We start from the raw sequence: 12,708 nt of genomic DNA on the forward strand, positions 1-12,708 counted from the left end.
AAAGCCCCGTCTAGATCCCCAGCTAATTAAATGCGTAGCTTGGGTTTCACAGGGGCTTTTATGATTTTATAGCTTACCTTTCCATACGCTGTAAGTTACTAAATCAACACGTTTTTAAGTTATTGCCAGTTACCCATTGGCAGTAACCACTTTTTTGGATCATAGGAATCTGGACAAATGTCAAACGCCAAATCTCTTGAACAATTAGAGCAAAAGCAAGATTTTATTCGCCGTCACATTGGGCCAAGCCCAGCGCAAGTAAGCGACATGCTGAGCGCTCTTGGAGTATCGAGTGTTGAAGAGCTGATCGGTCAAACGGTACCTGCAAGCATTCGCTTAGAGCAAGGTTTATCAATTGGCGAAAGCCGCACTGAAGTTGAAACACTAAGCTACTTAAAATCAGTAGCAAGCAAAAATAAAGTGTTCAAATCATACATCGGTCAAGGCTACCACCCAACTCACGTACCACACGTAATTTTACGTAACGTACTTGAGAATCCAGGCTGGTACACTGCGTATACACCATACCAACCAGAGATTGCACAAGGTCGTTTAGAATCATTATTAAACTTCCAGACTATGACCCTAGACCTAACAGGTCTTGATCTAGCAAGCGCGTCATTACTTGACGAGTCAACGGCTGCGGCAGAAGCAATGGGCCTTGCAAAGCGTGTTGCTAAGTCTAAATCAAACACATTCTTCATCGCTGAAGACGTACACACACAAACAATCGACGTTGTTGCAACTCGTGCAGAGCAGTTCGGTTTTGACGTTATCGTTGGTAAAGCAGCAGAAGCACTAGACCACGACATTTTTGGTGCGTTATTCCAATACCCATCAACAACCGGTGAAATCACTGACGTAACTGATTTAATCGCTGGCGTACAAAGCAAAAAAGCAATTGCCTGTGTTGCTGCAGACATCATGAGCTTATTACTGCTTAAAGCACCAGGTAAACTAGGTGCAGACGTAGTGCTTGGTTCAGCACAGCGTTTTGGTGTACCTATGGGTTACGGTGGTCCACACGCTGCATTCTTCGCAACACGCGACAAGTACAAGCGTTCACTACCAGGTCGTATTATTGGTGTTTCTAAAGACCGTTTAGGTAACGACGCACTACGTATGGCAATGCAAACACGTGAACAACACATTCGTCGTGAAAAAGCCAACTCAAACATCTGTACAGCGCAAGTTCTACTAGCGAACATGGCAGCGTTCTACGCGGTTTACCACGGTCCACAAGGCCTTAAAACTATCGCTGAGCGTATCCACCGTTTTGCAGACATCTTAGCGGCAGGCTTAAAAGCGAAAGGCGTAAACCTTAAGCACGACACATGGTTCGATACACTGACTGTTGTTGCTGATAACAAAGACGAAATCGTTGCACGTGCAGTAGCAAACGGCGTTAACTTTGCGTCTAACCGCGCAGGTGAATACTCAATTTCTGTATCAGAAACAACAACCCGTGCAGACGTAGCTGAGTTATTCGACATCATCTTAGGTGAAGACCACGGCCTAAGCGTTGACGCACTAGCAAACGAAATCGAAGTAAACGGCAGCAACTCTATTCCTGCAAGCCTAGTACGCGATGACGAAATTTTAACGCACCCTAACTTCAACTCGTACCACAGCGAGACTGAAATGCTGCGTTACATCAAGCGCCTAGAGAACAAAGACTTAGCGCTTAACCACTCAATGATCTCATTAGGTTCATGTACGATGAAACTTAATGCGACAGCTGAGATGATCCCAATCACTTGGCCTGAGTTTGCAAACTTACACCCATTCTGCCCACTTGATCAGGCAGCGGGTTACCAAATCATGATGACTGAGTTACATGATTGGTTAGTAAACATCACAGGTTACGATGCAGTTTCACTACAACCTAACTCAGGTGCACAAGGTGAATACGCAGGCTTAATCGCGATTCGTAAATACCACGAGTCACGCGGTGAAGGTCACCGTAACGTATGTTTGATCCCAAGTTCAGCGCACGGTACAAACCCAGCGTCTGCACAAATGGCAAGCATGAAAATCGTGGTTGTTGACTGTGATAAAAACGGTAACGTTGATATGGCAGACCTTAAAGCGAAAGCCGAAGAGGTATCTGAAAACCTATCTTGTATCATGATCACATACCCATCTACACACGGTGTTTACGAAGAAACAATTCGTGAAATCTGTGACATCGTGCACCAGCACGGCGGTCAAGTGTATATGGACGGCGCAAACATGAACGCGCAAGTAGGTGTTACAAGCCCAGGTTCAATCGGTTCTGACGTATCGCACCTTAACCTACACAAAACATTCTGTATTCCACACGGTGGTGGTGGTCCAGGTGTTGGCCCTATCGGTGTTAAATCTCATCTAGCGCCATTTATGCCTAACCACAGCGTAATTAATGTTGCTGGCACAAACATCGGTAACGGTGCTGTTTCTGCTGCTCCTTACGGCTCAGCAGCTATTTTACCAATCTCGTGGGCATACATTGCCATGATGGGCTCTGAAGGCTTAAAACAAGCAACAGAAATGGCTATCGTGAACGCTAACTACTTATCTGAGAAGCTAAGCGAGCACTACCCAATATTATACCGTGGCCGTAACAACCGCGTTGCGCACGAGTGTATTGTTGACCTACGCCCAATCAAAGAGCAAACAGGCGTAACAGAAATGGACGTAGCTAAACGTCTACAAGATTACGGCTTCCATTCACCAACTATGTCATTCCCAGTAGCTGGCACACTAATGATTGAGCCAACTGAGTCTGAGTCTAAAGTTGAGATCGACCGTTTCATCGAAGCAATGGTGTCAATCAAGTCAGAAATCGACCGTATCGCATCTGGCGAATGGTCAATTGAGAACAACCCGCTCGTGTTTGCACCGCACACACAAGCAGACGTACTAGGCAATGAGTGGGATCGTGCATACGACCGTTTCTACGCAGCATTCCCAGTACCAAGCGTAGCAAAAGACAAATTCTGGCCTACAGTAACCCGTATCGATGACGTATACGGCGACCGTAACCTAGTTTGTTCATGCCCAGCGGTTGAGACATACCGTGACTAAGGTTTGATTAATGTTGATGCTTAATGAAGTTTGTGAGCGATTTAATAGAGTTTGTGAATTGAATTAAGTTTGTGAGCGGTAGATTTTAAAAAGGTGGTTTTTGCCACCTTTTTTGCTTTCTGAGCAATTTTAATCGATAAATTGATGTTTACTGGGTGGCTCTGATGTGCCAATAGAGGACCTTGTAAGCTTTTACAAAAAAACGGGTCTTTAGACGACCCGCTTTATTTTAAATAAATTCAGAAAATTACTTAGCGACATTTAGCAGTTTAGGTTTGTCACCTGAAAAATCGATCCAAGGATTATCATTTAGTGTCTCAGTGCCTTCTATACTCGGTTCTTCATATCGCATGACAAAGTGTTTTGGTCCGTGAGCGTACGCAACTACTAACCCATAATCTGAGTCTAAGTAACCACCATGAGAGACTAAGCCGGGGTAGCTGATTCGCCAAGCTTTGCTATCCAAGCCCACGTAGCCAAGAGTCAACTTACCTACTACATTATCAGGTAAAACAAAGAACCAAGTCCAAGAACCACCTGAAACGATAGTCATTACCTCATCAATTCCAGCACCAGAATTAGAACTGTTAACGTGAAGTTTTCCAAACTTTTTCTGTAGGTATTGTTTAATATCAGTTGTCATAGCGTTCATATCGTACACTTTAGGGTACGGTGCCACGCCTATCTCTGAAGTAGACAAATAACCGCCACGGTGTACTTCAGGCTTGCGTCCTGCTTTTCTTATTTCATCTAATAACTGGCCTCTATGAAGAGAAAACAAAGATAATAGTTTTTCACTTTCCTCTTCAGTTACAGCTCTTTTAGTTGAAGCTTTAAGAATTGGCTTTGCTTCTTTAGGTAGCGGCAAAGTACTCACTCTCACCCCTACTTTTAAAAGGTGTTGGTTAACGGCTTCAATACCGTTCACATCAGCTCTGCCGTCACTAAACGATAAGGTTAACTGACCTTTAGTTGAAGGTTGACTTGCAAATGCTGGTGATACACTCAAGGTTGTAAGTATGGTTATAAAAACCATGTTCAATAAGTTCTTCATAATAATTGCTCCGATATGGCATCAATTTGATGCGGTTCATTTAACACGAAACAGTTTAGAAGCAGACTAACTAGAGAAAAACCCGATCCTAGTTAACTTATAGTTTACTGATGATAAAATATAAATCAAAAAAGCTTAGTTTTATTCACCGAGATGATGGCTGTTTGTTTACTACTGGTAAATGGTGTTATCACAAAACCTATATTTATTTACAAAAAGTTAGTACAGCGAAAGCCAAATCATTTTAGTTAGATAAGTGTTCAACCAAAAAATCAATAAAAGTTCTTATTTTAGGTGACTGCTCTTTATGAAATGGATAGACAGCATAAAGAGCATGTGTTTCTGCTTCCCAATCATGTAGTAACGCTACAACTTCACCATTACTTAACTCATCTGCTACAAACATCCTAGGAGTTAGCGTCATACCTAATCCAGATATAATTGCCTGCTTTAAGCCCAAGCCATTATTTACAGCGTATGAGCTAGGACTTATATCAATTATCTGCGTCTCCTCACCTTTATTAAATTTCCAACTTTTAGAAGATGAAAGCGTGTAGATTAGGCAGTTGTGAAATGATATGTCTTCTGGAAGCTCCAATTTAGGAGAATTTTTCAAATACTCTGGGGCCGCACATAGTACTCTTTCAATGTCTAATAGCTTACGTGATTTTAGGCTTGAATTTTTAAGTAATCCTCCACCCCTAATTGCGATATCTATGCCTTGCTCTACCAAGTCTATATAGCTGTCACTCATAACAACTTCTATTGAAACATCTGGGTGTTGTTTCATAAAGTCGCAAATGATTGGATTTATTTTCAGTACTCCTAACGTCATAGGAATACTGATTTTAAGAGAGCCTCTAAGTACGTCAGATGACTCAATAATAGACAAATCTGCACTGGCTAAATTATCTAGTATGGTTTTAACTTGATCGTAATAGATCTGACCACTCTCAGTAATATGAAGCTTTCGCGTAGTTCGATTGATTAGAGCTGTTTTCAAAAAGTCCTCTAATTCATTAATATTTTTACTGATAGCAGCTTTGGATAAATTTAAGTCCTCTGCGGCAGCTTTAAAACTACCAAGCTCTATTACACGCCTAAATACCTCTATAGCCCTTAATTTATCCATTGAACTCACTCATTGTTTACCATTGGTAAATAATTATATCACTAAACCACTGTTTATCTATCTTAAGTAGATTTCTATAGTTAACTCATACTTTCAACCTTGAATATGGCGAAATGAAAATGAATATAGATATCGGAATTAAAGAAGAAAGATGTGCATAAGCTGCTGATTCGCTTAAATATTTTCTAGCGGATTCATACACCCTTTATTTGCTAACCCACAACTTTCACTAGAATGTAACTGGAATGCATTTTAGGGAGTTACATTTAATGTTTGAAGAGCAATATACAGAACTAGCGGTAGCTGTTGACGAAATTGCAGAGCGCATACGTTCTCTTGGTGAAATAGCTCCGGGATCATATAAAGCGTTTGCTAATTTGAGTTCTATTGCTGAACTTGAAGAAATCCCAAAGGCTAATGATATGGTCAGAATCTTAACATTAGGTCATGAACAGTTAGTGAAAACTTGCCGCACTGCATTGAATCTAGCACAAAGTGCTGAAGATGAATCATCAGCGTCACTTGTTTCGGATCGGATGCGAGAACATGAGAAAACAGCTTGGATGCTCCGCTCAATGCTTTCCGCTTGATTTTCATAAAATTATATATAGGAGTATGTTATGGCTGTCTTAGACAAAGGTATCTGGAAAAACAATAAAGATGCGACTGAACTTTCTTTTGAAGATAGTTTATCAGCGGAAATAGTTACTAAAGAAGATAGGTATCATCTGTACATGTCGCTTGCATGTCCTTTTGCTCATCGTCCTTTGTTAGTTATAAATTATTTGGGTCTTAATGATGCCATCTCTCTATCTTCAGTTGCTCCTAAGCGTTATGACGAAGGTTGGCTGTTTAATGAAGACTTTCCTGACACATTGAATGAAAAGAGTCATTTGACTGATCTGTACTTGGAAACAAAAAGTGATTACTCAGGAAGAGTTTCTGTACCTGTTTTATGGGATAAGAGTTCTAACGTAATAGTCCAGACTGACTCCGCATTTATCGCAGAAAATATAGCTTCAAACTGGCTATCTTTGGCCAAGAATAGAGTTTCTTTAATGCCAGAAGCATTAGAAAGCGAGATTAGAGAAATGAACATCTGGTTACATCGTCATATTAACCGAAAGGTATACCACGTTGGGTTTGCAACAAATCAATCGGATTATGATTTAGCTAACTTTGAGTTTTTTAAAGCTTTAGATGATTTGGATAAGAGATTAGGAAGATCATCATATCTATTTGGAGACAAGATAACTTTATCCGATTTTTACTTATTACCAACCTTAGTTCGAATGGAAGCTGTTTATGAGCTTCATTTCAAAGCAAATCTAAAACCCCTACAGGCATTTAAAAACCTCTATAGGTACATGTTAGACTTGGTAAGCTTTAAGAGTATTCGTGAGACCGTTAATATAGACTACATGAAAACACATTATTATGTATCTCATAGGCATATAAATCCTACAGGGATAATACCTTCAGACCCCGAAATAACTTGGTTAGGATTGTTACGTTAATGTCTGCTAATCACTCATAGCTGCCCATTAAACAATCAAAACTTATGTAATCCACCAAGTTACCTTTTGCATTAAGTTGAACATATCAAAGGATATTAAACATGGGCATTACGAAAAGTAGGTAAACTTTCAGCTATCGATCACATCGTATTGGTCACAAACTTTATTAAGCTTTGCTCAGATACAATTTTAGAAATTCTCCCCAACTCACAAACTTAATTCGAAAATGTTGCTCTGAAAGCCTTTGGTAGCATCTGCTTAGTCACAAGCTTTATTAGAGTGTGACAATTAAATTCAAATGCCAAAAAGCCGTTGCAGGAATGTAACGGCTTTTTTGTTGGAAAAAGTTAGCGAGAGTAAAGGGGGCTATTAGCTTGTAGGTTGGGTAGAGCGGAGCGAAACCCAACAAGTTAGCGAGTTACTAGGGTAAAGTTACGAGGAGCGAGTTTCGAGTTGTAGGAGGGGTTTTAACGCCGAACAAAGAGTTATTAGATATAAGTTGTTAGAAGTTAGATTAAAAATACTCAAGCTAGCGAGCTTCGAGGGGGAAGAGTAAAGGAGCTTTAAACCACAAGTTTTAAGTAAGATTGTGCCTTACATTATTACGGTTCACCCCGGTATCGTAGGCGTGAAATTTATTTCGCGCGAAAAGCCTTAAATGACAACTTAGGAATATTTTCTTGTATTTATATGGGTACAACAATCAAATAACCTGTATTATGCATGCTTTGTTGTTGGGTGGTGAAACCTCTTACTTAACCACCTGATTATGTTGTTGAAAATTTAAGGTGAAATAATGTTAAAAGGGAACTTTGTGCACATTAAAAGGGCTTTAGCCGGTTTGCTTGTGTTAAACCTTGGGGTTGCTGGTGCTTCGGCTAATGACGATACACCAATAGAGACTGTGGTTGCTGATGCTAATTTCTTAGCGTGTTTACAAGAAAGTGGCTATAAAACGGTGGGTGAGGTGACAAAAATACATTGCAGAGATCGCGGTATTACCTCAGCCAAAGGGCTTGAGTATTTTAGTAACTTAATAAAACTCAACCTCAGCAATGAAGGGGATAGCTTCATAGTTGGTGAAATTGGTGGCATTACAAGTAGACCTGCCGATAAGAAAGTGCCAAACCAGCTGACCGAAATCGACATAAGTCACAACAGCCAGCTTTTCCGTGTTGATTTAAGCCAAAACAGCCTTACGAGTATTGATGTAAGTAACAACGAAGAGTTAGAGACTTTAATGCTGAGTGGTAATAAGCTTTCAAAGCTTGATGTAAGCACTAACAGTAAACTTACATGGCTTGATCTTAAAGATAATAAGCTGACAGGCGAATTGACGCTTGTTAATTCTGAACTGTATCAACTTAATCTGTCGGGCAATAAGCTCACAAAAGTAAATATACCGAGTGGTATTCGTAACCTTGAGCTTGCAAATAATCAGTTAAAAAACCTAGATTTAAGCAAGTTCAAGATGCTCAGCGAACTAAACCTAGATGCCAACCAGCTTAGCGCTTTAGACATAAGCCATAATAAAAAGTTAACTGCACTTTACGCCGGTAATAACCACTTAAGCACTATCGATTTAACAGCAAACCCCATGCTCCAAGTGCTCTTTTTGCCGAATAACAAGTTAAAAAACATTGATTTACGTGAGCATGAAAATTTAGTAGATATCAGTCTTTTTAATAATCCACTACAAAAGGTAGATGTTAGCAAAAGCTATAGTTTAGAGCTGTTAGAACTCGACAGTGGTGTTGAGTGCATAGGCATTGGTTGTGCAACAAGGTTTGAAGGGTATTAATAACAGCGTGTAAGGTAGAGCACTGCGAAACTCGATAAGTTAGCGAGGGGAAAGGAGAAAGGGGAAAGTTCCCCGAACTCGCAAACTTTCCCCTTGTAACTCGCTAACTTTTGTTCTTAATCTGATAGCTCTTATGTTTATCGCGCGAAATAAATTTCACGCCTACGGATGAGCATTTCAATTTAACTATGTGCGGGCACAATCTAATCTGACTTCTAACGACTGATATCTAATATCTCCTTCCTCGTCCCTCGCATTTAATAATTTTGGTTGTTTTGCATCCCTCCATAATTCATCCATTATTGTGATTTACCCTTTGAAATATGAACCTTTTGTACCCCAGTTTGGGTGGGTTAAAGCTTAACCGTTTCGAAAATAAGTCTGTCGGATTTTGAGTAGAAGTATGAGTTTTATTAATTAATAGTTTGTCGAAATTACAATCAATAATTAGGAATCGTGATATGAATCAGTCTAAAAGGATTAGTGCTGTATTGGCTTTATCCCTACTTTCACTAGTTGGGTGTTCTGATGATGACTCTACTGAACAAGAAGCTGTTGCTAATGTAGCGTTGAAATCGATGACCCCAGTGTCTGATAACGTTTATCAACCAGGGCAACAGATTACTGTTGATTTCAGCACAGAAACAACCTTATTAACGAATGAGCATGTAGGTGTTTCCTTTATTTTGATTGAAAGAAGTAAAGTCGCTGAGCTTGAAACTGAAGATGAGCCAGATGGCTACGATTTAGGTGAGTTTGATATCGAGCAGTTACAAGAAGGCGAGCAAAACCATAGTGCAACATTAATTTTGCCAAACGAAGATCTCGCTACGGGTGAATTTGTCATTGCCGCTTTTGTTGACACAAGCGGGGTGATCTCAAATGAAGTTGATGTAACAGATAATAAGTCGCGGGGCATTGAGTCTGGTGACGAAAGCACCTATAGCTCGGTAGTCATTGGCGATGGTCATTATCATGATTTTGTTTTAGATAAACTTAAAGTTGGCGACGGCTATGCTGTTTTTCCTGGTCCGGGTAAACGAGATACCACAGGAACTGGTGAACCTACGCAAAAAATACCTGATTTAATCGGCTTTATTAATGCCACCAAATTTGGCAATTCTGTCAATGAGGCTGACATCAGTGCAACGATAACCATCGGCGAAACCACTTATCATGCTCACTTATGGAATGAGCAAGCGCAAGCTTATATGGAGACGATGCGTATTAAGTTTCCTGATCATGAGCAATCTCATTACTTTCCTTGGGATGTTGCTGTGAATGGTGTATTGCTCAAAGCGATACACGATAATTTTGATCACGATGGTGGCGAAAACAGCTTTAGCATGACATTTACCTTCCATGATAACTCAGAAGAAATTGAAGCTCACAGTGACAATAATAGTATTACCGTTGAGGTACCTTATGCGCTTTATCATGATGAAGTGAGTACCGCAGAATCGGCAGAACTAAATAGTAATAAAACTACAATAGCTTCAGTATCAGCGATGCAGACTACAGCTGCAGCAGCAACAACCTTGGCTAAAGTTGGTAGTTGGAGTGCGACCTATGGTGACAGTGATGCTGTGGCTATCAGCCCTTCTTTTTATAGCTATATGAATGTTTCTTCTAGTAATGGTGGTTCAGCTGAGGGGTTAGTTGAAGCAGATCTAGACCTTTATTTATTTGATAAATCAGCAAGTTTGGTAAGTGCTAGTGCTGAAGCGAGTGCCAATGTAAGTGATGGTGAAATTACTTATGCAGCAAACTTTAGTGTGCTGGGTGATACGTTAATTGACGAGGGCGATACGTTATCGGCCTTAGACAAATCTTTAGGATATAGCTGGAGCGAAGAGCAAAAAGTGGTTGAAACGACGTTCACCATTGTGATTGTTCCGGTGACTGTTGAGGCAGGTGTTAGCGGAAGTTTAGATTTAGGAGTTGGTTTAACTTATAGCAATAGCCGTATTGACCTAGGGGGAGATATTGTTACTGCTAGCATGGATGCGTATGCGACAGCTGAAATAAACCTAGGCATAGCAAGTGGCGGTGTTGGTATCGATTTCTTGATTATTGCAGATACATTTAATGCCACACTTTATGCAGATTTAGCTAAAGCTATCACTGATTCTAAAATAACCTTAGGAATTGATGTAACAAATGATATTGAGGCAATTTCGGGTGAATTTTATGTCTATGTTAAATACCCTAAATATAAGTGGTGTTGTACGGTTAAGACGAAAACTAAAACTCAAACGATTTATGATACCAGCACTTTGTACGATAAAAGTTGGACAATTTTAGACGAATCAGCAACCTTAAACTATTAGTTTGAAGGCTAAGATATAATGCGTTTAATTAACATGAGTTTATTATTTGGCACTCTATTAGGCTATGCTTCGGCGGCTTATGCAGTGCCTCAGTGTACTGTTTGGGCTGAACTTCAATCAAAAGCAGATACGAATATTATCTCGATGAAAAGCCCTTCAAAAAGTCAGTTTGACTTGCAAGGGCGGTTGATTTATCGGCCATTGTTGGTTGAAGAGAAATCTCACTGGTTGGGTTTTGAGCTGTACCAAGCTCAAGCAAAGTTAAATAAAACGGTAAGTACAAGCAATGAATATGCTGTGCCTTTTGCCGTGAAAATTAACAATAACTCAGGTGAAGTTTTAGATTATCGGTTTAATGCTAAATTAAAACCGGCCGATCAACAGAAGCTGATTGCTTTATACCGTGCCTTTCACCGTGCAAAACACCCTGAAAATTTACAGGGTGATAAGTACTGGGTTAAAGAACGTGATGATATTGGTCAGTACAAATCACTCTACACGGTTTTAGCTGATAACAAACTAAAGCGTAATAAACTCAGCTATATAGAACCAACTGACACTAGAAAAAGCGCTAATGCTGCGAAAAAGCTAATGCAATTGGAAACGGCGAACATTATTAGTGATGAGTTTACTTTTGAAAACGATAAGTGCTGGTTAACAAAAACCCTCGGAAATAGTCATATTCAAGTCAGTAGTAGTGATGGAAATATGAATATAGAAGTACTGCAAACGTTAAGTTTAAATCGTTCAAATCAATCGATACCCGATGATGCAAGGTTACTACAATTACCCGAAGACCCTAATCAATGGAAAAATTTAAGCACAGATTGGGTTTACCCTAAAGCGCCGCCTCAACCCTTAAAAAATACAGAAGCGTTTATCACTGCTTTAAAAAGTATGGATTGGCTAGAGGGAGATCGAAAAGCGCTTTTGCAATTTCTTTATGACAATGATCAGTATTTGCAGAGCTTAAAAGAGCTTATTTCAACAAAGGCAATTGCTGATCCCCTAGAAAGTAAATTGTTTATGTACCTAGGTAAACATGACTCAGTTAATTCAAAACAGTTACTAACTGAGGTATTTGTTGAGCCTGGTTTATTTTCAGCAAATCAGCGCTTTAGAAGTTTAATGGCACTAAAATACAGTGAAAAGCCTTTAACGGATATGCAGGTTGAGGCTATTTTTGAGTATTCCATGTCATATGGTCTTGATGAAGAAAATTCTAAGCTGGCTCACAGTGCTTTAATGGTAATGGGGGCTATAGCAAAAAATCAGCAGGGCAGTGAGTTTTCGAGTCAGTTAACCCAAAAGTTAGCTGATTCATTGAGTTCGAGTGCAACAGATAAAAAAGCATCTGCCCTAATCACCGCACTGGGCAATAGTGGAGACTATGATCATCAACAGCTTATTGGTGATTATTTAGCTGGCGACAGCCCAAGATTACGTCTAAATGCGGCAGAGGCCTTGGCAAAAATGCCAAGTAAAACCAGTTTGAATTACTTGAGTAATCAACTAAATCAAGAAACTGATAGTAAAACGCAAGGGGCGATTTTAAAAGCAATGGGTAATAATGAGTTAGACGCAAAGCAAGTAGATAGTATTTATGCCTTTGCTGACGCTAGTAACCCGAAAGATATTCGCAGTGCCGCTATATCGGCGTTAAGTCAACAAGCGAAGTCAAAACCAGAGGTTAAAAGCCGTTTAAAAGCGCTTGTTAAGACGGAAACTAATCAAAAGAACCTGCGTCAATTAATGAAAGCGCTGTATGGTTCATAAAAGCATAAGTTAGTGAGTTACGAGATACGAGG

Annotated in this window: 7 protein-coding genes and 1 pseudogene; 6 read left to right on the top strand and 2 right to left on the bottom strand. The window is 39.8% G+C overall.

The annotated features are described in order from the left end of the window. Positions 1-177: 177 nt before the first annotated feature. Positions 178-3,066 carry an aminomethyl-transferring glycine dehydrogenase gene (gcvP, locus tag P4S60_RS03880; protein WP_337115057.1) on the top strand — a complete coding sequence of 963 codons (2,889 nt, stop codon included), beginning with the start codon at positions 178-180 and terminating at the stop codon, positions 3,064-3,066. A gap of 247 nt (positions 3,067-3,313) precedes the next feature. On the opposite strand, the gene P4S60_RS03885 is transcribed toward gcvP, so the two are convergent. Then, entirely contained in the window at positions 3,314-4,120 is an 807-nt protein-coding gene (locus tag P4S60_RS03885; RefSeq protein ID WP_337115058.1) for a hypothetical protein, read from the bottom strand. 244 nt (positions 4,121-4,364) lie between these two features. Then, positions 4,365-5,252, bottom strand: a complete 888-nt coding sequence (locus P4S60_RS03890) for a LysR family transcriptional regulator (protein ID WP_337115059.1) — start codon at positions 5,250-5,252, stop codon at positions 4,365-4,367. A gap of 119 nt (positions 5,253-5,371) precedes the next feature. On the opposite strand from P4S60_RS03890, the pseudogene P4S60_RS03895 reads away from it, so the two are divergent. The 5 genes and pseudogenes from P4S60_RS03895 to P4S60_RS03915 all read left to right on the top strand — a co-directional run bounded on the left by P4S60_RS03895 (position 5,372) and on the right by P4S60_RS03915 (position 12,676). Further along, positions 5,372-5,842: pseudogene (locus P4S60_RS03895) on the top strand (Dps family protein). A gap of 30 nt (positions 5,843-5,872) precedes the next feature. Next, positions 5,873-6,769 carry a glutathione S-transferase C-terminal domain-containing protein gene (locus tag P4S60_RS03900; RefSeq protein ID WP_337115060.1) on the top strand — a complete coding sequence of 299 codons (897 nt, stop codon included), beginning with the start codon at positions 5,873-5,875 and terminating at the stop codon, positions 6,767-6,769. Positions 6,770-7,565: 796 nt separating this feature from the next. Next, positions 7,566-8,570: a leucine-rich repeat domain-containing protein gene (locus P4S60_RS03905; protein WP_337115061.1), complete on the top strand. Its 1,005-nt coding sequence runs from the start codon at positions 7,566-7,568 to the stop codon at positions 8,568-8,570. A gap of 461 nt (positions 8,571-9,031) precedes the next feature. Next, a complete protein-coding gene (locus tag P4S60_RS03910; RefSeq protein ID WP_337115062.1) occupies positions 9,032-10,900 on the top strand; it encodes a hypothetical protein in 1,869 nt (622 codons plus the stop codon). Positions 10,901-10,918: 18 nt separating this feature from the next. Next, on the top strand, positions 10,919-12,676 hold the full coding sequence (locus tag P4S60_RS03915) for a HEAT repeat domain-containing protein (protein ID WP_337115063.1): 1,758 nt from the start codon (positions 10,919-10,921) through the stop codon (positions 12,674-12,676). Positions 12,677-12,708 lie beyond the last annotated feature (32 nt).

Origin of the sequence: Pseudoalteromonas sp. Hal040, from assembly GCF_037162425.1 — a bacterium.
In the GTDB taxonomy this organism is placed as follows: domain Bacteria; phylum Pseudomonadota; class Gammaproteobacteria; order Enterobacterales; family Alteromonadaceae; genus Pseudoalteromonas; species Pseudoalteromonas gelatinilytica.

Bases quoted from the DNA above. Each gene is read 5' to 3' on its own strand.
- gcvP (WP_337115057.1), top strand. From the start codon at position 178: ATGTCAAACGCCAAATCTCTTGAACAATTAGAGCAAAAGCAAGATTTT.
- P4S60_RS03885 (WP_337115058.1), bottom strand. From the start codon at position 4,120: ATGAAGAACTTATTGAACATGGTTTTTATAACCATACTTACAACCTTG.
- P4S60_RS03890 (WP_337115059.1), bottom strand. From the start codon at position 5,252: ATGGATAAATTAAGGGCTATAGAGGTATTTAGGCGTGTAATAGAGCTT.
- P4S60_RS03900 (WP_337115060.1), top strand. From the start codon at position 5,873: ATGGCTGTCTTAGACAAAGGTATCTGGAAAAACAATAAAGATGCGACT.
- P4S60_RS03905 (WP_337115061.1), top strand. From the start codon at position 7,566: ATGTTAAAAGGGAACTTTGTGCACATTAAAAGGGCTTTAGCCGGTTTG.
- P4S60_RS03910 (WP_337115062.1), top strand. From the start codon at position 9,032: ATGAATCAGTCTAAAAGGATTAGTGCTGTATTGGCTTTATCCCTACTT.
- P4S60_RS03915 (WP_337115063.1), top strand. From the start codon at position 10,919: ATGCGTTTAATTAACATGAGTTTATTATTTGGCACTCTATTAGGCTAT.